Consider the following 22,244-nt stretch of genomic DNA (forward strand, 5'->3'; position numbering starts at 1 on the left):
GGCCGCATACAGAGCGTGATGACGACGTCACCGTACCGCACCCGACTCCCGCTTCACCACGCAAACGGACATTGCACCCGGCAACGCACCTGTCGTGAGGGCCCCTTCAGGAGACCTCCGCCTCATCCGTCAGCACACCCACCGCCAGTTTGTGCAGCAGTTCTGCGTCCACAAACGGATTCTCGGGTGTGGGCAGGGAGCGCCAATCCAGCGGCCAGGTCAGCCCATGCAGCGCGGGCACCCCGACGAACGCCGCCGCCCGCCCGTCCCGGCTCATCACCTCCGCACCGGCCGGCCAGCGGTAGGCACGCGCGGTTTGCGGCGACAACAGGAAATACATGCTCCGCGCCCCGATCCGCGAGCGCACGATGGGGCCCGCCCGGAAGTCGGTGAACTGCATGATCTCGTACGCGACTTGCTCGCCCCGCAGGCCGCCGATCCGTACGGCGTCGAAGTGGATGCCCGCATGCCGAAGGGCGTGCCCGCTCGCAGGTACCCACGAGGGCACCGGGTCCAGTGAACTTTCCCGTTCCATACGGAAAGCGTCGCGCCCCACACGTACCGTGACCAGGGACACAAGGCGTCTGTGCACTGTTGTGCACTCGGGAGGTGAGTTGTGCACTCCGGTGGCCAAGGGGGCGGCAACGCCCAGATGTTCGGGACGCTATTGCGCTTCTTCCGGGAGCGGGCGGAGCTGTCGCAGGAGGCCCTGGGGCTGAAGGTCGGCTTCTCGAAGTCGCAGGTGGCGATGGTGGAACGGGGGCAGCGGCCGCCGAAGGGAGAATTCATCGCGCGGGCGGACGAGGTGCTGGGTGCACACGGTGCACTGCTGGCGGCGGCGGAAGATCTCACGTTCAGCCACTTGGCTTCCTGGTTTGAGCCGTTCGCCGAGGAGGAAGCCACGGCATCTGCCAGGCACGAGTACGAGACGCATGTAGTGCCCGGCCTGTTGCAGACGGAGGACTATGCCCGCGTCGTCTTTAGCGGTGCCCATCCGCCCATCGACGATGAAGAGGTCGAGGGCAGAGTGACGTCCCGCTTGGCACGTCAGAGCCTTCTGACCCGAAAACCCACGCCGGACATCAGCTTTGTCCTGGAACTCAGTGCGCTCACCCACCCCCTCGGCGGCCGCAAAGTATACAAACATCAGCTCCAGCACATCCTCGATGTCGAGCAGCTACGGCACGTTCACATGCAGGTGTTGTCACCGCACCGGGAGACCCATGCCGGGCTCAGCGGACCGTTCGTCCTCCTGGAAACCAAGGAACGCCGCCAGCTCGCCTACCTCGAAGTTCAGAACCGAAACTTCCTCATCAGCGAACAACCTGAACTGGGAAACCTGTTCGGCAGGTATGGCATTCTGCGGGCACAGGCTCTCAGCCCCGAAGAATCCAGGAAGCTGATCGAACAGGTGGCGAAGGAACTATGAGGAGCGACCTCAACTGGTTCAAGTCCAGCTACAGCGGCGAGGGCAGCGGTAACTGCATCGAGGTCGCCACCTGCCCCCACACCGTCCACGTCCGCGACTCCAAGGACCTCACCGTCCCCGCCCTCGCCCTCTCCCCCACCGCCTGGACCGCCTTCCTCGGGTACGTCGGCGAGGGCGACGCCTGACCGGCTGATGGGCAGCTCCCGGGCGTATCCCGTCTACCGCAGCAGCGACCCGCTCGACGCGTACGCACAGGCGCAGCGGCTGTGCGCTCTCCTCGACTCGCGGGACGCCGATGCGCATGTGAGCGCGGAATTGCGGACGGTGGCGGACGTGCAGCTCATGCTGAAGCTGTTGTCGGAGGTGTCCTACGACCCGGACCGAGCGCTCACGGATCCGGTCACCGGCGACTACCTCTTCTTCACGGGGCGGACGCTGCCCGTGGACCCCGTCGAGCTGGAACCCTTGCTGCCGTTGTTGCTGAATGATGAGGTCGCGAGCGGAGGCGTCGAGGCGTCATTCGTGCGTGCTCTGGGCAAAGGCCCGGCAACGGTCGGCTGGACGGGCCGATGGCCGGACGACCCCGCGCTCAGGTCATTCGGAAGCCCGAAGTACGACGGTGTCCAGGCCGTCTTCAACAGCGACGACAGCGACTGGGAACGGTGGGCCGACACCCACACCGTCTTCGTGCACGTGACGAAGTTCGGTGACCTCGACCGGGCTCAATGGCTGGCCGCGCAGATCGGCGGCGAAGTGCTGGGCGAGGCCGTGACCGGCTGGTGAGCGTGCGCGTGGCCGTGGCCGAGAGGCGGCAGCCCTGTGGGCCGCCTGTCGCGCCGGCTCCGTAGGGTGTCGGCATGTCCAACGAGTCCCCGCTGATCCAGAGTCTGCGTACCGCCGTTGCCGCGGCGCCCTCCGACGTGCCTCTTCGGCTGCATCTCGCCGAGTTGTTGCTCGGCGAGGGGCTGAGCGACGCCGCCGTCGCCGAGGCTGCCGTCGCGCTTCAGCATGCGCCGGGCGACTCCGCCGCGCGGGCACTCATGGTCCGGGCGATGGGCATGCCCGCCCCCGCCCCGGAGGCACCCCAGGCGCCCACAGCACCCACCGCACCTGAGGCACCCGCGGCACCGACCGGGTTCGACTGGCGTGCCGCCGAGGACGAGATCAGGGGCGCCGTGCCGCCCCGCTTCGTCACATCCGAGACTCCCGAGACGCCGGTCCCGGTGGACGGTCAGGGCGCCCCGGGCGACGCCACCACCTGGGAGGTCGACACCCCTGGTTCCGTGACGCTCGCCGACGTCGGCGGCATGCACGAGATCAAGGAGCGCCTCGAAGCCGCGTTCCTCGCTCCCATGCGCAACCCAGAGCTGGGCAGGCTGTACGGAAAGAGCCTGCGCGGCGGGCTGTTGATGTACGGGCCGCCCGGGTGCGGGAAGACGTTCATCGCGCGGGCCGTCGCGGGAGAGCTCGGGGCGAGCTTCATGTCCGTGTCCATCAACGACGTGCTCGACATGTGGATGGGCAACTCCGAGCGCAACATGCACGAGGTCTTCGAGACCGCCCGCCGTCAGGCGCCGTGCGTGCTGTTCCTCGACGAGGTGGACGCGCTGGGCGCCAAGCGGAGCCGTATGCACCACGGCGGGATGCGCAACACCGTCAACCAGCTGCTCACCGAACTCGACGGCGTCGACGGGGCCAACGAGGGCGTGTTCGTGCTCGCCGCGACCAACGTCCCCTGGGACGTGGACATCGCGCTGCGGCGTCCCGGCCGCCTCGACCGCACCCTGCTCGTCCTGCCGCCGGACGCGCCCGCGCGCGAGGCGATCCTCCGCTACCACCTGCGCGACCGGCCGATCGAATCCGTCGACCTGGGCAAGCTGGTCAAGGTCACCGAGGACCTGTCCGGCGCCGATCTGGCGCACCTCTGCGAGTCCGCGTCCGAGCGGGCGCTGCTCGACTCGACCCGTACCGGCACGGTCCGGATGATCAATATGAAGGATCTGCTGGCCGCGGCGAAGGAAGTCCGGCCGTCCACCGACCCCTGGTTCGCCTCGGCGCGCAATGTGGCGATGTTCGCCAACGAGGGCGGGATGTACGACGAGTTGCTCGCCTATCTGAAGAGGAAGCGCAAACTGTGAGCGCCACGGGACAGGACCTCACCGAGCAGGCGTCCGCGCTGCTCTCGCTCGACCGCGTCGACGAGGCGAAGGCGCTGCTGGCGAGGCGGCTGGCCCAGGACCCCGAGGACGTCCACGCGTGGGCGAAGCTGGCCCGCTGCCATCTGCGGGTCAAGGAGTACGACAAGGTCATCGAGGCGACCGGGGCGGCGCTGGCGATCGACCCGGAGTACGTCGACGCGCTGATCGTCCGGACCTACGGGATGCGCCGGACCACGCGCCCCGACGAGTCCCTCGCGGCGGCGCAGGAGGCGGTGCGGCTCGCCCCGCACATGTGGCAGTCGTACGTCGCGCTCTCCGAGGCGCTCGGTGCCTGGCAGCCGCGCTGGCCCGAGGTGCTGCAGGCGGCGCAGGAAGCGGTCCGGCTGAGCCCGGAGGAGACCGGGGCGTACTACGCGCTGTGGAAGGCCGCCCTGCTCAATGGCCGGAGCGACCTCGTCGAGCTGGGGGTGCGCGAGACCCTGCGGATCGACCCCACCGACGCATGGGCGCTGCGCGAGCACGCGGACCGGCAGGCCGCAAAGCCCGGGGTGAAACCGAAGCAGCGCGCCGAGGTGTACGCGTCGGCGCTGGCCGCCGACCCGGGCTCGGCGGGGCTGCGGCTGGGACTGGACCGGGCGGTGTTCCAGATGCTGCGCGGCACCCGGTGGCTCGCCGTGCTGAGCCTGCTGATGGCGGGCGCGGCGATCAACCTCTTCCCGTCCGACGGGGACGCTCCCGACCTGCCGCTGCCGCTCGGCAGGCGGCTCTACGTGCTGGCGTTGATCGGGGTGGTCTGGGCGTTCGGCGCGTGGCGGCGCTACCGGAAGCTGCGTGCGGGGGTGCAACTGAGCGTGCGGTCGCTGGTGCGGCGGATGTTCTGGGCGCGGCTGGTGCTCGTACAGGCGGTGCTGGGGACGCTCTGCGCGGTGGCGATCGCGGCGGTGCCGTGGACGAACCGGGGCGTTCCGCAGGTGATCTTCTGGGTGGGGCTCGCCCCGACGCTGCTGACGATCTGGTTCGACCGGCCGCGCACGCGGTAGGGGCCGCGTGCCTCTGGTGCCGGGCCCGAGCATCAGCCGCGCGCCGCGCCGCTCGGAGGCGGGGCCGCGGGCATTCCCGCAATCACCCCCTGGCCGCACCGCCGCCGGCGCCCCGGCCCCGGATCGGGACCGTACCGTCGACAACCGTCGTACGACGCGGTCAGCGGGCGAGCCGGCCGAGGAGCGAACCGGCGGCGACGATGCCGACGAACGCGGCGAGGACGAGTACCGCGAAGTCGAGGCCGAGGTGGGCCGGCGTGCCGATGAGCAGTCCGCGCAGGGCGTCGACCTGGTAGCTCAGCGGGTTCACCTTGCTGATCGCCTGGAGCCAGCCGGGCATCAGCGCGACCGGGTAGAGCGCGTTGGAGGCGAAGAACAGCGGCATGGTGATGGCCTGGCCGATGCCCATCAGCCGGTCGCGGGTGAGGACGATCCCGGCGATCGACATCGACAGGCAGGAGAAGAACGCGGAGGCGAGGACGACCACGACGACCACGCCCAGCAGTCGCAGCGGGTTCCAGGTCATGCCGACGCCGAGCACCACGGCGATCACGATGACGACCGCCGCCTGGATCACGGCTTTCACCCCGGCGGCGAAGGCCTTGCCGGCCACCAGGGCGGTTCTGGGCGTCGGCGTGACCATGAGTTTGGTGAGGACGCCGGAGTCCCGCTCCCAGATGATCATGATCCCGTAGAAGATCGCGATGAACATGGCGGACTGGGCGATGATCCCGGGCGCCAGGAAGTCGAGATACGGAACGCCGCCGGTGGGGATGGCGTGGATACGGGAGAACGTCTGGCCGAAGATCAGCAGCCAGAGCGCGGGCTGGACGGCGCGGGTGTAGATCTCGGCGCGGTCGTGGCGCAGCTTCTGCAGTTCGACGGCGCACATCGCCGCGACCCGCGCGGGGACGACGCGCCAGCCCGTGCGGGCGGGCGGCGGTTCCAGGAGGAGGGCGAAGCGGCGGTCGGGCGAGCCGGGTTCAGCCGCGGCGGGACGCGGTGCGACGGGTACGGAGGACATCGTTGAAGGCTCCCTTCTCTCCCGGAGAACCGGGGTCGTCCAGGCCGCTTCCGGAGTGGTACCGGAAGACGTCCTCCAGGGTCGGTGGCGGCAGAGCCGCGTCGCCGGACTCCTCGCGGTGCGCGACCAGTTCGCTCTTGAGCTCGGCGGGCGTGCCGAGCGCGCGGAGTCTGCCGAGGTGCATCAGGGCGAGCCGGTCGCAGCGCTGGTCGGCCTCTTCCATGGAGTGGGTGGTGACCAGCACGGTCATCCCGGTGCCGACGCGGATCTCGGTGATGCGGTCCCAGACGCTGTCGCGCGCGATCGGGTCCAGGCCGATGGTCGGCTCGTCCAGGATCATCAGGCGAGGTGCGCTGACCAGCGCCTGCGCGAGTTCGAGGCGGCGCACCATGCCACCGGAGTACGTGGCGGCGAGCCGCTGCGCCTCGGGCCCGAGCCCGACCGCGTCCAGCGCCTGCCCGACGCGGGCGGCACGGTTGCGGCGGGGGACGTCGAAGACACGGGCGAAAAGGGCGACGTTCTCCCGGCCGGTGAGGGCGGCGTCGGCCGACAGCTGCTGCGGTACGTAACCGAGCAGGCGCCGTACGGCCATCTTCTGCCGGGCCGCGTCGTGGCCGAACACATGGATGACGCCGGGCGGTACGGGCAGCAGTGTGGCGATCGCACGCAGGGTGGTGGTCTTGCCCGCGCCGTTGGGCCCGAGGAGTCCGAAGACCTCGCCGGGGCGGACGAGCAGGTCCAGGCCGTCGACGGCTTTCGAGGTGCCGAAGGTGTAGGTCAGACCGGTGCAGCTGAGGGCGGGAGTCATGGGGTCTCCTCTCCTTCGCGCAGTGACTCGGCGAGTCTGCGCAGTGACGGAAGCGCGGCGGTCAGCGCGGCCCGGTCGGCGGCGTCGAGTTTCGCCACGTGTTCGCGGAAGAGCGCGTCGCGCCGGGCCCGCCAGTCGCGCAGCCGGCCGACTCCCGCCGCGGTCGGGTGGAGGAGCGCGGCACGCCCGTCGCCGGGGTCCGGCTCCCGCCGCAACAGGCCTTCCGCGACGAGGTGGTTGACCAGGGTGGAGACGGAGTTGGGCGCGAGGCAAAGTTCTCGCGCGGCCGCCGAGACCCGGATTCCTGGCCGGGCGGCAACCAGCCGCAGCAGTTCCGCGTGCGCTCCGCGCAGCCGGGGCGTGGGCAGACCGCTCCACAGTCTCCGCCGGGCGAGCCGCTGGATGCGGGGCAGAAGTCCGGCGAGTTCATCGGGGAGATCACTCGCCACCACGTGCCCATTTTACCTCTGTTTGCGAGGTATTACGTGGCAGGAATTCCGCGAAGGGAGCCGCCTGGAGCGGTGCGTCGACGAGCCGGGGCGCGGCCGCGCCACCCGCTACGGAAGGACCGCGAAGTCCACTTCGGACGCGGGCAGCACGCGGATGCTCCGCCCGGGGAAGTCGATGTGCCGGTAGATCTCGTTGTGGTGCGCGATCGACCGGTCCGGCGCGGCGTACTCGCCGACGTCGGGCCGGACGGACGTGGTGTGCCCGTCGGCCACCAGCACCAGGTCGTACCGGTGGCTCAGCGCCTGCCGCGCCGTGGTGTCCACGCAGATCTCGGTCGCGAACCCGGTGACGACCACCTCGGTGACTCCCAGCGCCGTGAGGGTCTTGTCGAGACCGGTGTCCAGGAAACTGTCCGCGCTGGTCTTGTGGACGACCTCCTCGTCGGCGGCGGGTGCGAGTTCGGGCACGATCCGCCAGCCCTCGGTGCCGGCCTCCAGCCCTTCGCCCCGGTGCTGAATCGTCACGATCGGTGCGCCGGCGGCTTTGGCGCGTTCGCGGAGGCCGGCGATCGCGGCCACGGTCTCGGCGGGCCGGTGCGCGATCGCCACCAGGGTGTTCTGCATGTCGATGACGAGGAGCGCGGAGGCGTGTGGCATGGACCCACACTAGCGGTCCGTGTCCGGGCAGCGAGGTGATCCCGAAGAAGGAGGCCGAGCGGGGCGGCCCCGGCGCGCGGCCGCCGCGGCCCGGAGTCCGGGTCGCGGCGGCCGGTGACCGAAGGGGTTTTCCGGTCGGCTCCCTACTTCAGGGCGTAGGCCCGGTGGATGGTCTGGACGGTGCGATTGCCCGCGGCGTCCCACACCTCGGTCCGCAGGGTCACGTATCCGTTGGTGCCCGCAACCTTCGGGTGATGTACCGACGCTTGGAAGGAGTTGTCGTCCTCGCGCATGATCTTGGCGTTCTCCCAGGTGGCGCCGTCGTCGTACGAGACGGAGACCTTGGCGCCCGCCATCGCGGTGGACCCGGACCAGCCCTTGGGCCGGCCCGCGTTCACGGTGAAGGTGTACGGGCTGTTCGCCGGTGCCTGGTTGAGGATGTCCAGGGGGACGTCGTAACCGAGCATGACGACCGGCAGGGACTCGCAGAACGTGGGCTTGGGCAAGTACTTCTCGCAGTCCTTGACGGCCATGGTGGTCGGCGCCGCCGAGGCGAAGTTCCACTCCGTGCGGACCTTGCCGCCCAGCGTGACGCCCGGGTAGTCCTTGGGCCGTGCGACCTCCTGGACGAACCGGTACTGGGCCTTCTGCGGAACCATCAGCTTGGACGTGTCGGTGATCTGTTCACCGTCGCGGTAGAACGTCCAGGTGTTGGTGGGCCCGGTCGCCATCGAGTGGGTCGGGTCGCTGTCGCCGGCGACGGTCCCCGTGGTCCGGGTCCAGACGTCGCTGCGGCAGAAGGCGCAGATCGACGGGTCTTCCATCGGCGGGTGCATCGGCGCGGCGAGCCAGTTCTCCCGGTAGGTCTTGCCGGCAGTCGTGTACGTGGTCCGGGGTCCCGTCATGTACGAGTTGTACGCGGTGCTGGGGTACACCATCCGCTGGTACGTGAGGCTGGAGCCCGCCAGCTGGTAGTCGTCCCTGGCGGCGCCCATGTTGAGGGGCTGGGCGGCACGGAACGAGGTCGGCTGGCCCGGGGCCCAGCTGTGCAGGGTTTCGGCGCCCTGGTGACGTACGCCGTCGGCGTGGTAAGCGCTGCGGACCTTGACGAAGTCGGCGGCGTCCACGGTCCTGGTCAGGTCGGCCGGGATGCCGCTCGTGCCGAACGGCATGGAGTAGGCGTAGCCGGACTCGAGAACACCCTTGAGGGCGACGGAGACGTTGCCCTTGCCGAGCAGGGTGCGCAGCTTCTCGCCGTTGTCGTGGCTCGCGATGGTGACCGGGATGGTCTGGTCGGCGGCGAGCGACCCGTTGAACAACGGACCCTGCTTCGCCGACGCCGCGATCACCGCGGTGGCTCCGGCCGCCGCGGCGCGGCGTACCTCGTCGTCCATCTTGCGCGGGTCGGCCACGGTGATGAGCGCGGCCCGGCCCTTGAGGTCGGCGGCGGCGATGTCCTCGGCGGATCCGCTGCCCGCGTCGGCCAGCCGCAGGTCCTTCGTGCCCTCGAAGCGCTGGGCGAACCCGGGTGTCACCACGGGGACGGAGAGGCGCTCGGGGCTGGTGACGGTGAGCTGCGTCAGCGGCTCGCGCTCGCTGAGGGCGTTGAACAGATGCAGATCACCGGTGGTGGGCTGCTCGGTGGGCACGGCGCCGATCTTCGAGTCGGAACCGTTGATGAGACCGGCTTCGCCGAGGGTGTTGTTGTGACCGCCGGCTCCGTCGCTGCGGCTGACGAGTGTCATCCACGAGGCGTTCTCCAGCGGGCGCTTCTCACCGGTGACCTTCACGGTGAAGTCGGTCGCCTTGGTGCCGTCGACACTGCGGGTCACGTCCTGGTCCGTGACGCCGATGTTGGGGATGGAGAAGCCGTCGATCGCGTAGGTGCGGGTCGGGTCGTCGGGGACCGACGTGTAGGTGAGGCCCTCGACGGAGTAGGTGCCGACGGGCACCCGGACGGTCGTGGAGCCCTGGCCGATCAGGGTGAGGCTCTTGAAGGTGGTGTTGTTCATGCCGTGGAGGGTCAGGGCGACCCGTCCGGGGGTCTTGCCGTACCGGTCGGTGAACTTGACCGTGACATCGTGCTGCTCGACGGCCATCACGAAACCGACCGGGGTGTGCACCGACTCGCCGTCAGTGCCGGTCGCGGTGATGTAGCCGCTGAACTGGCCGGTCTTCAGCCCGTTCGGGTCGAGGGTGACGGTCACCTCGCTGCTGCCGCCGGCCGGGACGGTGACCTTGCCACCGGTCACGTCGGGGCCCGACAGGGTCAGCGCACCGTCGGGCAGCGCGGTCCCGTCGGCGCCCTTGACCGAGGCGGCCAGGTCCAGCGTGGCCGCGGACGAGGTGGAGTTGTGGAAGGTGACGGTGCGGGTCTCCTTCTCGTACGTGCCCTTCTGCCACTCGACCAGACCGAAGTCGCCCGTACCCGACAGGTCCAGCGTGGGGTCCAGGGCGGCGGGGATGTCCACGCGGCCGTATCCCTGCTGGTAGGGCGTGTAATTGTCCGACTTCTTGGAGTGGGCGGTGAGCTCCTCCTTGATGCGCTCCCCGGACCAGTCGGGGTGGCGCTGGGCCAGGATCGCCGCGGCGCCCGCGACGTGCGGGGTCGCCATGGACGTACCGCTGGCCGCTGTGTAGTTGGCGTCGACCGGGGTGCCCATGGTCGTACCCGCGGCACGGGCGGCGACGATGTTCACACCGGGGGCGGTGATCTCCGGCTTGATCTTCATGTCGCCGAGGCGCGGGCCGCGGGAGGAGAAGTCGGCCAGGGCGTCGGACTTGTCGACGGCGCCTACGGTGAGCGCGGCGTCGGCGATGCCCGGGGTGCCGAGTGTCGACGCGCCGCTCCTGCCGTCGTTGCCTGCCGCGATGACGAACAGGGTGCCGGAGGAAGCGCTGAGCGAGTCCACGGCGTTGGTGAGCACATCCCCACCCGGGGCGGTGGCCCGGGCTCCGAGGCTCATGCTGACGACGTCGGCGCCCTGGGCGACCGCCCAGTCCATGCCCTCCAGGATCCCCGACACCGCGCCGCTGCCCGCGTTGGCGAGCACCTTGCCGATGAGGAGGTCGGCGCCGGGAGCGACGCCCTTGTACTTGCCGCCGGAGTTGGCGCCGCTGCCCGCGATGGTGGAGGCGACGTGCGTGCCGTGACCGTGGCCGTCCTGGACCGCCTGGCCGGGGACGAAGCTCTGACTGGCGGTGATACGGGACTTGATGTCGGCGTTGTTCAGGTCGGCGCCGGTGTCCAGGATCGCGACCTTCACACCCTTGCCGTCGAAGCCCTTCGCCCACGCCTCGGGGGCGCCGATCTGGGGCACGCTCTGGTCCAGGGTGGCCTTGGCCCGGCCGTCGTACCAGAGCTTGGTCACTCCGGCGGTGCCGGGAACCATGGCGTCCGATCCGCTCCTTGCCTTGCCGGCCGTCGGCTTGACGGAGCGCCAGAAGCCCTTGGCCGCACTCTTGTCGACGTGCACCGCCGCCAGGCCGAGGCGCGGCATGGCGCGTTCGTCCTCGGCGCCGGGCAGAGCCTCGGCCTGCTGCCGGAGACCCGCGGCGGACTCCTTGCCCCGGAAGTCGACGATGGCCGGCACGGCATCGGTCTTCGCGTCACCGTAGCCGTCCTTCAGCGCCTGGGTGACGTTGAAGAGTTCGCGGTCCACGATCTGGGCGGACACGGCGTTCAGCGCGTCCTCGGGGATGACGTAGAGGTCCCCGTCCTGCCCGCTGGAGATCTGGAAGTGCTTCGACGCATCCGTCGCGGCAACGACGTCAACGGCCTGCTTGCCGTCGGCTCCGGTCGTCACGGCGACCTTGTCACCGGTGATCAGCGTCAGCATCGACGGGGCCGGCTGCTTCGGTGCGGGCAGTATTCCCGCGCCCGCCGGGGACGGACCGGACGGGGGTGGCGCCGCGCTGGCCGCACCGGGCAGACCGGTCAAGGACAGGACCACGGCAATGGCCGCCCCGGTGGCGGCGGTTCGCCGTATTCGTTCGGACGAGATGTGCATCAATTCCCTCTCGCGGGCGGGGCCGGAACGCACCCGGATCACGACGTGAACAACAGCGTCCGGGTTAACGCAGCGTGATGGTTCGGGTGCGCGCTCGACGGAAGTGAAGCGGACCGGATCACGATGGCGGAACAGCCATGACAGGCGAATGGTCGCCATGGCGAGTCTTTGCCACACCCCAGTCCTGTTGTGGGAGGCCTTACGGAAGGTCAGATGGAGGCCATGCTTGAGGTGCTGGGAATCGACCCGGAATCAGAGTCCGTCTACGCCGCGTTGCTGTCCGGACGGCCGGTCACCCTCGATGACCTGGCGCGCACCACCGGACTCCCACCGGCCCGGGCGCGCGTGGCGCTGCGCCGGCTCCAGTCGTCCGGACTGGTCGGCCGCCGGCACGGGCGCCCGGCCACATACATCGCCATCGATCCCGAAGTGGCACTGGACGGACTCCTGTTGAACAAGCAGGAGGAACTTCACCAGGCACGGCTCCGCGCCGGGGAGTTCACCGAGCGGTTCCGGCGGGCGGCCGCGACCCGGGACCCGGCCGAGGTCATCGAGATCGTCACGGGAACCGACGCGGTGCAGCAGCGCAGCGATCAGATGATACGCAACGTGCGGCACCAGCTGCGGGTCTTCGACAAACCGCCCTACCACGACGGCGGTCTGGACCCGAACCAGGCCGAACTCGATCTGCTCGGCCGCGGTGTCACCGTCCGGGCTGTGTACGACGCCGCCTCCATCGACATCCCCGGCCGTCAGCAGCTGGTGCGCATGTGGGCGGAGGCGGGCGAGGAGGCCAGGGTACTGGCCGACGTACCCACCAAGATGGGTCTCGTCGACGACCGGCTGGCCATACTGCCGCTGAGGGCGGGCTCGAGCCCGGACCCGAGCCCGTCCTTCGTCGTCCTGCACCGCTCGGCGGTCCTCGACGCCCTGTCCGCGCTGTTCGAGGCCTTGTGGGCGGTCGCCCAGCCGCTCCGCCCGAGCGACGAGGCGGACGAGAACCCGCAGGCCCTGTCTGTGGAGGACCAGCTCCTCGTCAGCCTGCTGACCGCTGGCCTGCCGGACGAGGCCATAGCCCGCCAGGCCGACCTCAGTTACCGCACGCTGCAACGCCGCCTGCACGCCCTGATGGAACGGGCCGGGGCGAGCACCCGGTTCCAGTTCGGCATCCACGCCGCGGCGAACGGGTGGGTGAGCGGCGTGGAGCCCAGGACGTCCGTGTCCGGTGGCGACGAGTAGGCTCCCGGCGCGCGCAGCACTCCGGGAGCCGTTCCCCGTACCGGAAACCGCTCAGCGCTCCGGGAACCGCTCCCCGCACCGGCTGCAGAACACCGGCGCCGGGTCCGGTGAGAGCCGGCCGCACCCGGGGCAGACCCGGTCCAGCATGCACGGCGCCTCGCCGCCTTCGTACGCCGCCGAGGGCGCGACCGAGGACTTGATGGTCAGGCCGGGACGGCGGCGGTGGACGGTCACATAGGCCAGACCGTCCGGTCCCGCGGCGAGGGCGCGCCGGGAGGTGCGGGGCAGCCAGACGACAGTGGTCGGCGCCAGGTTCAGCACATCGCCCCCGGCGGCGACCCGGCCGCTGCCCGCGATGACGACGAGAAGGACGTCCAGGACGTCCTCCTGATGCTCGCCGACCTCGGCGCCCGGCGGCAGACGCACCAGATTGGCGTCCAACTCACGGCTATTTTCAGCCAATTGCCAGAGGGCACCACGCTCCTGCGGGCCCGCTTCGGTGAGCAGTTCGTCGAGTACGGCCAGGATCCGGGCGGTGGAATTCACGGCAGCCAGGCTACGCCCCGCCCTAGTGTGAACCCTTTGGCCCAGACCAGGGGGACGCCGCCATGGACCGTGAGCCCGACAAGAAGTACCCGCCGATCGAGCCGTACGACCACGGGATGCTCGACGTCGGCGAAGGCAACCTCGTGTACTGGGAGGTCTGCGGCAATCCGGACGGCAAGCCCGCGCTCGTCGTCCACGGAGGTCCCGGGTCGGGGTGCGGGGCGTGGGCGCGGCAGTATTTCGACCCGGACCGGTACCGGGTCGTCCTCTTCGACCAGCGGGGCTGCGGCCGGTCGACCCCGCACGCGAGCGACCCCGCCGCCGACATGCGGTACAACACGACCGGCCGTCTGATCGCCGACATGGAGCGGCTGCGCGTGCGCCTCGGGATCGACGCATGGCTGCTGTACGGCGGCTCCTGGGGTTCGACGCTGATCCTGGCGTACGCCGAGGAACATCCGGACCGGGTCTCCGAGATCGTGATCCCGGCCGTCACCACGACCCGGCGCAGCGAGATCGACTGGCTGTACCGGGGCGCGGGGCAGATCTTCCCGGAGGCGTGGGACCTGTTCCTGGCCGGGGTGCCGGAGGCCGAGGGCAGGCCGACCCCGGACGTCCTCGCAGCGTACGCCCGGCGGATGGAGAGCCCGGACGCGGAGGTGCGGGCGAGGGCGACGGCGGACTGGTGTGCGTGGGAGGACGCGGTGCTCTCCCATGAGACGTACGCGGGACCGCCCCCGTACAGCGGCAGGCCGGGCAGGGCGCAGCAGGCCCTGGTGCGGATCTGCTCGCACTACTTCTCCAACGGAGCCTGGCTGGAGGAGGGGCAGCTGATCCGGAACGCCGGGCGGCTGGCCGGGATCCCGGGGGTGCTGGTGCACGGCCGGCTCGACCTGGGCGGGCCCCTCGTCACCGCCTGGGAGCTGGCCAAGGCATGGCCGGACGCGGAGTTGACCGTGATCGACGGGGCGGGGCATCTGGGCGGTGCGGCGACCAGCAGGGCCGTGCTGGAGGCGCTGGACCGGTTCGCGTCACGCTGAATCCCCTCTGGCGGATCGTCGCCGGGGACGTGCCTGACCCTCCGCACAAGGTAAAGACCAAGCCAGGTGCCGGGGGCGGCTGGACGGGTCGGTGGACGGTCATGGAAAGCTGTGCGAACGCCGTGATCCAAACGGCTCCTTGCCACCCCCCGTGACACCCCGTGACACCCCGAGGGATACGACGTGAGATCGCACCGAAAAATATGGACCACGGCTGCCGTGACAACGGTGGCCGTGGCGGGTTTCGTGGTGTTCCAGAACGTGACCGGCGACTCCGCGAATGACAGTGACAGCAAGGCCGGTCCGGTCAGGACCGATGTACGGAAGACGGAGCTGAAGGTGGCCGCGGACGGCAGCTCCGCGTCGCTCGGCCGGCGGGACACCGCACCGTTCAGCATGCTGGGGGTCACCTGGACCGACCCGGCGGCGAAGGTGACGGGAGCGGTCGAGGTACGGACCAAATCGGTCTCGAACGGCACCTGGTCGTCCTGGATGCCGCTGGAGACCGACATCGACGGCCGTACGGAGGCAGGCCGCTCCGGCGTCCGCGGGTCCACCGAACCGCGGTGGGTCGGCCCGTCCAACGGCGTCGAGGTACGCGTCACCGCGGGCGCCAAGGTCTCCTCGAAGCTGCCCGCCGGGCTGCGGCTGGACACCGTCGACCCCGGCAAGGGCTCGTCGCTGCACGCCGATCCGGCCGCCTTCGTCGCCGAAACCGACGTCCCGGCCGAGCCGTCGCCGTCCGACTCCCCCCCGGCCGATCCGACGGCCACCACGGAACCGACCCCCTCGGCCACGGAGTCCGACACCGCCCCGGCGTCCGAGGCGCCGCCCGTGACACCTTCCGAGACGGCGACGGACAGTCCCTCGCCCACGGCGAGCGACAGCTCCTCGCCGTCCGCGAGCACCTCGCCGTCCGCAACGCTGCCGCCCGCGCCGCCGTCCACCGTGCCCAAGCCGCCCATCACCTCGCGTGCGGGCTGGGGCGCCGACGAGTCGATCAGCCCGGAGGCGCCGGAGTACAACGACACGGTCAAGGCCGTCTTCGTCCACCACACCGCGGGGACCAACGACTACTCCTGCGCCGACTCCGCGGCGATCGTGCGCAGCGTGTACGCGTACCACGTGCAGAGCAACGGCTGGAAGGACATCGGCTACAACTTCCTGGTCGACAAGTGCGGGACGATCTTCGAGGGCCGCAAGGGCGGCCTGGACCGGCCGGTCCTCGGCGCACACACCTACGGCTTCAACCGGGAGTCGACCGGTATCTCCGTCCTCGGCACCTACACAGACACGGCCGCCCCGAGCGCGGTGACCACCTCGGTGGCCCGGATCGCCGCGTGGAAACTCGGCCAGTACAAGGGTGACCCGGCGGGCAGCACCATGCTCACCGCGGGCGCCACCGGCAGCAACCTCGCCGGCACCAAGTTCACCGCCGGTACGCAGTACTCCTTCAAGCAGATCTCCGGCCACCGCGACGGCTTCGCGACCGAGTGCCCCGGCACCAAGCTGTACGGGCAGCTGCCCACGATCCGCAGCCTCGCCGCGGGCCCCGTCACCGGACTGGCCATCAAGTCGGTGACCGGCGCCACCCTGTCCGGGACGTCGTACTACACCAAGTCCGCGATCACGGTCGGCTGGTCGGCGAGCACGCCGAGCGCCTTCATCTCCAAGTACGAGCTGCTGGTCGACGGCAAGAGCGTCGCCACCGCCGCGGGCACCGCCACGTCGGCGAAGGCCACCCTCGGCGTCGGCACGCACACGGTCCAGGTCCGCGCCACCCACCAGTCGGGGAAGACGTCCCTGTCCGCGGCGGCGACCGTGGTCGCCGACCAGACGGCGCCGAGCTTCACCACCAAGCCGAATCTCGCGCTGCGCACCGGCACGGTGAACACCACCGCCGTCCCGCTCACCCTGAAGTGGAAGGCGACCGACGCCGCGTCGCTCAAGGAGGTCCGGCTGACCGCTCCGGTCGCCAAGACCTACGGCCCGACCACCACGAGCGCCTCGCACACCGCGAAGTCCGGCGTGGCGACCACCTGGTCCATGAGCGCGTACGACCTCGCGGGCAACACCGCGGCCGCCTCCGTCGCCGGCACCCCGGTCATCCTCCAGGAGACCTCGGCCACGAAGACCGGCACCTGGACGACCAAGTCCTCGTCCTCGTACCTGGGCGGCAAGTCGTACTCCAGCTCCTCCAAGGGCGCGAGCCTGAGCTGGACGTTCACCGGCCGTTCGGCCGCCTGGGTGGTCTCGCGCGCCTCCACGTCCGGCCAGGCGTACGTGTACGTCGACGGTACGAAGGTGGCCACGGTCGACCTGAAGTCGTCCACCACCAAGTACCGCGACGCCCTGTGGACGAAGAGCTGGTCCACCAGTGCCAAGCACACCGTCAAGATCGTCGTCGTCGCCACCTCGGGCCGTCCGGCGATCACGACGGACGGCCTCGTCTACCTCAAGTAGCCGCTGCGGTCCGCTGACGGACGTACCCGCATGACCTGAGCCCGGCTCCGCGCATCTGTGTCGCGGAGCCGGGCTCAGGCGTTCGGTCGGCCCCGTCGCCTACCAGGCGAAGGCCTCCGGCGACGGACCCGGGCCCGGGAAGATCTCGTCCAGGGACGCGAGCACCTCGTCCGACAGGTCAAGGTCCACCGCGCGCACCGCCGAGTCCAGCTGCTCCCGCGTGCGCGGGCCGGAGATCGGTCCCGTCACGCCCGGGCGGGTCAGCAGCCAGGCCAGCCCCACCTCGCCGGGTTCCAGACCGTGCTTGTCGAGCAGGTCCTCGTACGCCTGGATCTGCGCCCGCACCGTGGTGTTGGCGAGCGCGTCCGCGGACCGGCCGGACGCCGACCGGGCCGCGCCGCCCTCGCGCTCCTTGCGGATCACACCGCCGAGCAGTCCGCCGTGCAGCGGGGACCACGGGATGACACCCAGTCCGTACTCCTGCGCTGCCGGGATGACCTCCATCTCGGCGCGGCGCTCGGCGAGGTTGTAGAGGCACTGCTCGCTGACCAGCCCGTACGAACCGAGGCGCCTGGCGGTCTCGTTGGTCTGGGCGATCTTCCAGCCGGCGAAGTTGGACGAACCGGCGTAGAGGATCTTGCCCTGCTGGATCAGTACGTCGATGGCCTGCCAGATCTCCTCGACCGGGGTGGAGCGGTCGATGTGGTGGAACTGGTACAGGTCGATGTGGTCGGTCTGCAGCCGCTTGAGGCTGGCGTCGACGGCCCGCCGGATGTTGAGGGCGGAGAGCTTGTGGTGGTTGGGCCAGGCGTCGCCTTCCGCGGCCATGTTCCCGTACACCTTGGTGGCGAGAACGACCTTGTCGCGGCGTTCGCCGCCCTGGGCGAACCAGGTGCCGAGGATCTCCTCGGTGCGGCCCTTGTTCTCGCCCCAGCCGTAGACATTGGCGGTGTCGAAGAAGTTGACGCCCGCGTCCAGAGCGGCATCCATGATCGCGTGACTGTCGGCCTCATTGGTCTGCGGACCGAAGTTCATGGTGCCGAGGACAAGTCGGCTGACTTCGAGTCCGGTGCGTCCGAGCTGCGTGTACTTCATGGGCACCAAGCCAACGCCTTCGAGTCCGCTCGAAGCAAGTGGCCGGCGGGCGGGCTCAGCGGGCTTCGAGGTCCTCCAGCGTCGTTGCCAGCCAGCTCAGTTCCGCCTCGCTCGTCGCGCGGGCGATCGTGAGAACACCTCGGCGGAACGGGTCGTCGAACGCCTCCGCTCCGAGCGGGCGCTCGCCCTCGGAGTCGTAGTCGTAGAAAAAACTGCTCGGCTCCCGCAGGAACGCCAGCCTGCGCCGCAGCACGTCCGCCTGCTCGGCGGGCGCCGGGAGATGGCGGAGGAAGGCGAGCACGGTGAACCAACGGTTCTCGTCGCTGATGTCCACCGCGTCGGCCTCGCGCAGCCGGCGGCGCAGCTCCTCGCGCCCCTCGTCCGTCAGGGTCAGCGTGTGGCGGGGGGCGGCCCTGCTGCCGGGCTCGGTCCGGCGACCGAGCCATCCGGCGCGCTCCAGGCGCTTGATCGCCGGGTACAGGGTGCCGTCCGCGATCGGGCGGACGTGGCCGGTGAGGTGGGCGACGCGTCGCTTCAGCTCGTAGCCGTGCAATGGCTGCTCGTACAGAAATCCCAGGATGGCCAGTTCCAGCACCCGTGCATCCTCCCTCATTGCTCTATACATCGGCACCGATATATAGTCTCGCCGAGAGTTTACAGGGCCGGAGGGGAGCGGGAGAGCATGAAGAACGCACAGGTGACAGCGGGCGGCGCGCACATCCGGTGGGTGGAGATCCCCGGCAGCACGGCACCGACCCGCGTCTATCTGCATGGGCTGGGCGCCTCGTCCGGTCCGTACTTCACCGCGAGCGCCGTCCATCCGCTCCTCGCCGGCAGCCGTTCGCTGCTCATGGACATGCTCGGCTTCGGCATCAGCGACCGGCCCACGGATGTCGACTACACCCTCGAAGCGCACGCCGACGCGATTGCCGTCGCGCTCCGATCAGCCGACGCGTACGCCACGGACGTCATCGCGCACAGCATGGGCGGCGCGGTGGCCATCGTGCTCGCGGCCCGCCATCCGGACCTGGTGGCGCGGCTGGTCCTGGTCGACGCGAACCTCGACCCGGTCGCGCCCGCGCCGCCGCGGCCCGGCTCCAGCGGCATCGCCGCGTACACGGAGGAGGAGTTCCTCGATCACGGACGGCACCAAGTGCGCGACCGGGTGGGACCCCACTGGTGGTCGACGATGCGGCTCGCGGGCCCGGAGGCGCTGCACCGCAGCGCCGTGCACCTCGCGCGCGGGACGACGCCCACGATGCGCGAGCTGCTGCTGGAGCTGAAGATTCCGCGCACCTTTCTGCGGCCGGAGAGCGACGGGCCGCTGCCCGACGAGGACGGTCTCGTCGCGGCCGGGGTGCGGGTCGTGCCGGTCCCGGAGTGCGGACACAACATCATGCTGGACAACCCCGAGGCGTTCGCGAGGGAGACCGCCCGGGGGCTCGCCTGACGGGAGCCGGTGTCACCCGACAGGCTCTCAGCCGCCGAGCGCGGCTGCCACGGCGACGACGGCGAACATCAGCACGAGCACGGCCGCCATGATGCGGTTTCTGGTCTTCGGGTCCACCCGTCGAGCGTAACCGCATCGCTCAGTGTCCCAGCGACCAGGATGCGACCACCTCGTACCGCGGCTGCTCCCCCGGCACCCCGGAAACCGGCAGATTGCTGCGTACGAGAGCCACCTCGCCGACCTCCCACGGCGTGCCCTCGAAGGTGTCCAGGGCCTCCAGATAGGGGTGCAAGTCCGCCTCGGCGCGACTGCGGGCAAGGGTGAGGTGCGGGGTATAACGGCGGTGCTCGTCCATCGGCACGCCGGCGCGGCGGGCGGCGGCGTCGGCACGCTCGGCGAGGAGCCTCATCGTGTCGAGGCCGCCCGCGGCCCCGGCCCACAGCACATGGCCGTCGAACCGGCCGCCGCGGTGGATGCGCAGCGGGAACCGCTCGGTGCGACCGGCGGCGCGCCCCAGCCGCTCGTGCAGATCGGGCAACAGCGCGTCGTCGACCACACCGAGGAAGGCGAGCGTGAAGTGCCACGCGTCGGTTCCGGTCCAGCGCAGACCACCGGCGCCCGGAAGGGTGTGCAGCGGGGCGACGGCACGGCGGAGCTCCGCGATGGCCGAGTCGGGCGGCAGGACGGCAACGAAGAGTCTCATGCGGCTCATGAATCGAGTGTCGCACCGGTCACCGTGCGTATCGTTGTACCAGGTCCTGTCCGCGCCCGTGCGGCGGCGGGGAAGAGCGGCACGATGACCGTCGTGGACACCTGTTCCCGCACGACTGACAGCGCCCTCGGCCATGAGCAACGGGCCCCGACCGGTACCCACCGGTCGGGGCCGAACCACGTCGCGTACGGGCGGCCCTCAGGCCGCCGTCGCCAGCTGCTCGCGCGGGACGAACCGCACATGCGGGTGGCCCGGTCGCAGATCGACCTTGAGGCGCAGGCCGCCGACGCGGGCCAGCATGAAGCCGACGCCGAGCGCGGCCAGCAGCGAGAACGCACCGCCGACCGCCATGGCGGTCCGGACGCCGTACGCGTCGCTGATCCAGCCCACGATCGGGGCGCCCACCGGCGTACCCCCGGCGAAGACCATCATGTACAGGCTCATCACCCGGCCGCGCATGGCCGGGTCGGCCGCCATCTGGACGCTCGTGTTCGCGCTGATGTTGGTCGTCATGCCGATCATGCCGATCGGGACCAGCAGGATCGCGAAGAGCCAGACGGACGGGGACAGGGACGCAATGATCTCCAGGAGACCGAATGCGGTGCCCGCCGCCACCAACATCCGCAGCCGCGAGGAACGACGGCGGGCGGCGAGCAGGGCGCCGGCCAGGGAGCCGGCCGCCATGAGGATGTTGAAGAACGAGTACATCCCGGCGCCGCCGTGGAAGATCTCGTCCGCGAAGGCGGTGAGCCAGATCGGGAAGTTGAAGCCGAACGTGCCGACGAAGCCGACGAGGACGATCGGCCAGATCAGCTCGGGGCGGCCGGAGACATAGCGCAGCCCCTCGCGCAACTGCCCCTTGGCGCGCGGTACGACGACCGCCTTGTGCAGTTCGCCCGTACGCATCATCAGCAGACCGACGAGCGGGGCGAGGAACGACAGACCGTTGAACATGAATGCCCAGCCACTGCCGACCGTGGTGATCAGGACACCCGCGACGGCGGGGCCGATGAGCCGGGCGGACTGGAAGTTGGCCGAGTTCAGGCTGACCGCGTTGCGCAGCTGGGCCGGGCCGACCATCTCGGAGACGAACGACTGGCGGGCCGGGTTGTCGACGACCGTGACCATGCCGAGGAGGAAGGCGATCAGGTAGACGTGCCAGACCTGGACGACTCCGGAGAGCGTGAGGACGGCGAGGGCGATGCCGCAGAGCCCGAGCGCGGCCTGGCTGACGAGGAGGAGCTTGCGCTTCGGGAGCCGGTCGGCGATGACGCCGCCGTACAGGCCGAAGAGCAGCATGGGAAGGAACTGGAGGGCCGTGGTGATGCCGACGGCGGCGGCGGACCCGGTGAGGCTCAGGACGAGCCAGTCCTGCGTGATGCGGGACATCCAGGTACCGGTGTTGGAGATCACGGCGCCCGTGGCGAACAGGCGGTAGTTGCGGATCTTCAGCGACGAGAAGGTCCCGCCGGGCTTGCTCTCGTGGGTGGACGTCGGTGCGGGGGCGGAGTCTGCTCCGGATCCCGTACTCAAAAGGGTTCGCCTCCTCGGCGTGGACATTTCGCTGACTGACGAGGCAGTGAAGCGGCACCGGACCGTGGTCCGGTACGCCGCTACAGGTGGGCGAGCTTTTCCAGTACGGGCGCGGCCTTGCGCAGCGTCTCCCACTCCTCCTCGTCCAGGCCCTCGGCGAGGGTGGCCAGCCAGGCGTTCCGCTTGGAGCGGCTCTCCTCGAGCATGGCTTCGGCCTGCTCGGTCTGGCTGACCATCTTCTGGCGACGGTCATCGGGGTGCGGTTCCAGTCTGACCAGCCCCTTGGCTTCCAGCAGCGCGACGATGCGGGTCATCGACGGAGGCTGCACATGCTCCTTGCGGGCCAGCTCACCGGGGGTGGCGGAACCGCAGCGGGCGAGCGTGCCGAGCACCGACATCTCGGTGGGGCTCAGCGACTCGTCCACGCGCTGGTGCTTGAGGCGTCGGCCCAGCAGCATCACGGCGGAACGAAGGGAGCTCACGGCGGCAGCACTGTCGCCGTCGTGGATCAGGTCAGGCATGTTCATTAGAATACCTCATTACCTACCCTAAAGACCATTCGCTGGTACAGGCGCGTCTGATCACTCACC

The 22,244-nt window shown here is 70.2% G+C and carries 22 protein-coding genes; 10 read left to right on the forward strand and 12 right to left on the reverse strand.

What is annotated here, in order from left to right; all coding sequences use genetic code 11:
• Positions 1-106 precede the first annotated feature (106 nt).
• Entirely contained in the window at positions 107-535 is a 429-nt protein-coding gene (locus OG972_RS18530) for a hypothetical protein (RefSeq protein WP_266982921.1), read from the reverse strand.
• A gap of 117 nt (positions 536-652) precedes the next feature.
• Here OG972_RS18530 and OG972_RS18535 point away from each other — a divergent pair, with 117 nt between their 5' ends.
• From OG972_RS18535 to OG972_RS18555, 5 genes are all read left to right on the forward strand, one after another.
• Positions 653-1,429: a helix-turn-helix transcriptional regulator gene (locus tag OG972_RS18535; protein WP_266982923.1), complete on the forward strand. Its 777-nt coding sequence runs from the start codon at positions 653-655 to the stop codon at positions 1,427-1,429.
• Positions 1,426-1,614, forward strand: a complete 189-nt coding sequence (locus OG972_RS18540) for a DUF397 domain-containing protein (protein ID WP_266982925.1) — start codon at positions 1,426-1,428, stop codon at positions 1,612-1,614. Before OG972_RS18535 ends, OG972_RS18540 begins: the two co-directional genes overlap by 4 nt.
• A 7-nt stretch (positions 1,615-1,621) precedes the next feature.
• The gene (locus tag OG972_RS18545; RefSeq protein WP_266982927.1) at positions 1,622-2,212 is read left to right on the forward strand and encodes a hypothetical protein; all 591 of its coding nucleotides are present in this window, start codon (positions 1,622-1,624) and stop codon (positions 2,210-2,212) included.
• Positions 2,213-2,286: 74 nt separating this feature from the next.
• Complete coding sequence (locus tag OG972_RS18550; RefSeq protein ID WP_266982929.1) at positions 2,287-3,567, forward strand: 26S protease regulatory subunit; 1,281 nt, start codon at positions 2,287-2,289, stop codon at positions 3,565-3,567.
• Positions 3,564-4,628 carry a lipopolysaccharide assembly protein LapB gene (locus OG972_RS18555; RefSeq protein ID WP_266982931.1) on the forward strand — a complete coding sequence of 355 codons (1,065 nt, stop codon included), beginning with the start codon at positions 3,564-3,566 and terminating at the stop codon, positions 4,626-4,628. Before OG972_RS18550 ends, OG972_RS18555 begins: the two co-directional genes overlap by 4 nt.
• Before the next feature lie 160 nt (positions 4,629-4,788).
• Here OG972_RS18555 and OG972_RS18560 read toward each other — a convergent pair whose 3' ends face one another.
• From OG972_RS18560 to OG972_RS18580, 5 genes are all read right to left on the reverse strand, one after another.
• Entirely contained in the window at positions 4,789-5,652 is an 864-nt protein-coding gene (locus OG972_RS18560; RefSeq protein ID WP_266982932.1) for an ABC transporter permease, read from the reverse strand.
• Positions 5,612-6,460 (reverse strand): ABC transporter ATP-binding protein, encoded by an 849-nt coding sequence (locus OG972_RS18565; protein WP_266982933.1) that lies wholly within the window; start codon positions 6,458-6,460, stop codon positions 5,612-5,614. The genes OG972_RS18560 and OG972_RS18565 overlap by 41 nt, the downstream gene beginning before the upstream one ends.
• Positions 6,457-6,912, reverse strand: a complete 456-nt coding sequence (locus OG972_RS18570; protein WP_266982935.1) for a MarR family winged helix-turn-helix transcriptional regulator — start codon at positions 6,910-6,912, stop codon at positions 6,457-6,459. Before OG972_RS18570 ends, OG972_RS18565 begins: the two co-directional genes overlap by 4 nt.
• 105 nt (positions 6,913-7,017) lie before the next feature.
• Positions 7,018-7,566: an isochorismatase family protein gene (locus OG972_RS18575; protein WP_266982937.1), complete on the reverse strand. Its 549-nt coding sequence runs from the start codon at positions 7,564-7,566 to the stop codon at positions 7,018-7,020.
• 143 nt (positions 7,567-7,709) lie between these two features.
• Positions 7,710-11,405 (reverse strand): S8 family serine peptidase, encoded by a 3,696-nt coding sequence (locus tag OG972_RS18580; protein WP_266982939.1) that lies wholly within the window; start codon positions 11,403-11,405, stop codon positions 7,710-7,712.
• On the opposite strand from OG972_RS18580, the gene OG972_RS18585 reads away from it, so the two are divergent.
• Both OG972_RS18585 and OG972_RS18590 read left to right on the forward strand, forming a co-directional pair.
• Positions 11,389-11,625: a hypothetical protein gene (locus OG972_RS18585; RefSeq protein ID WP_266982941.1), complete on the forward strand. Its 237-nt coding sequence runs from the start codon at positions 11,389-11,391 to the stop codon at positions 11,623-11,625. The two genes, OG972_RS18580 and OG972_RS18585, sit on opposite strands and share 17 nt — an antisense overlap.
• Before the next feature lie 164 nt (positions 11,626-11,789).
• Positions 11,790-12,815 carry a helix-turn-helix domain-containing protein gene (locus tag OG972_RS18590; RefSeq protein ID WP_266982943.1) on the forward strand — a complete coding sequence of 342 codons (1,026 nt, stop codon included), beginning with the start codon at positions 11,790-11,792 and terminating at the stop codon, positions 12,813-12,815.
• 51 nt (positions 12,816-12,866) lie between these two features.
• Here the strand turns inward: OG972_RS18590 and OG972_RS18595 are convergent, their stop codons facing one another.
• Positions 12,867-13,361, reverse strand: a complete 495-nt coding sequence (locus tag OG972_RS18595; protein WP_266982945.1) for a cupin domain-containing protein — start codon at positions 13,359-13,361, stop codon at positions 12,867-12,869.
• 62 nt (positions 13,362-13,423) lie between these two features.
• Here OG972_RS18595 and pip point away from each other — a divergent pair, with 62 nt between their 5' ends.
• Together pip and OG972_RS18605 are read left to right on the forward strand one after the other, a co-directional pair.
• Positions 13,424-14,401: a prolyl aminopeptidase gene (pip, locus tag OG972_RS18600; RefSeq protein ID WP_266982947.1), complete on the forward strand. Its 978-nt coding sequence runs from the start codon at positions 13,424-13,426 to the stop codon at positions 14,399-14,401.
• Positions 14,402-14,584: 183 nt separating this feature from the next.
• A complete protein-coding gene (locus OG972_RS18605) occupies positions 14,585-16,864 on the forward strand; it encodes an N-acetylmuramoyl-L-alanine amidase (protein ID WP_266982949.1) in 2,280 nt (759 codons plus the stop codon).
• Between the two features lie 99 nt (positions 16,865-16,963).
• On the opposite strand, the gene OG972_RS18610 is transcribed toward OG972_RS18605, so the two are convergent.
• On the reverse strand, positions 16,964-17,959 hold the full coding sequence (locus OG972_RS18610; RefSeq protein ID WP_266982951.1) for an aldo/keto reductase: 996 nt from the start codon (positions 17,957-17,959) through the stop codon (positions 16,964-16,966).
• 55 nt (positions 17,960-18,014) lie between these two features.
• Positions 18,015-18,572 (reverse strand): PadR family transcriptional regulator, encoded by a 558-nt coding sequence (locus OG972_RS18615; RefSeq protein ID WP_266982953.1) that lies wholly within the window; start codon positions 18,570-18,572, stop codon positions 18,015-18,017.
• A 69-nt stretch (positions 18,573-18,641) separates the two neighbouring features.
• On the opposite strand from OG972_RS18615, the gene OG972_RS18620 reads away from it, so the two are divergent.
• A complete protein-coding gene (locus OG972_RS18620; protein WP_266982954.1) occupies positions 18,642-19,409 on the forward strand; it encodes an alpha/beta fold hydrolase in 768 nt (255 codons plus the stop codon).
• Positions 19,410-19,548: 139 nt separating this feature from the next.
• On the opposite strand, the gene thpR is transcribed toward OG972_RS18620, so the two are convergent.
• From thpR to OG972_RS18635, 3 genes are all read right to left on the reverse strand, one after another.
• Positions 19,549-20,112 (reverse strand): RNA 2',3'-cyclic phosphodiesterase, encoded by a 564-nt coding sequence (thpR, locus tag OG972_RS18625; RefSeq protein WP_266990566.1) that lies wholly within the window; start codon positions 20,110-20,112, stop codon positions 19,549-19,551.
• Positions 20,113-20,319: 207 nt separating this feature from the next.
• Entirely contained in the window at positions 20,320-21,654 is a 1,335-nt protein-coding gene (locus OG972_RS18630) for an MFS transporter (protein WP_266982956.1), read from the reverse strand.
• A gap of 80 nt (positions 21,655-21,734) precedes the next feature.
• Positions 21,735-22,175, reverse strand: a complete 441-nt coding sequence (locus OG972_RS18635) for a MarR family winged helix-turn-helix transcriptional regulator (protein ID WP_266982958.1) — start codon at positions 22,173-22,175, stop codon at positions 21,735-21,737.
• Positions 22,176-22,244: the final 69 nt, after the last annotated feature.

The sequence above is a fragment of the Streptomyces sp. NBC_01669 genome, assembly GCF_026339735.1.
Classification (GTDB): Bacteria; Actinomycetota; Actinomycetes; order Streptomycetales; family Streptomycetaceae; genus Streptomyces; species Streptomyces yanii.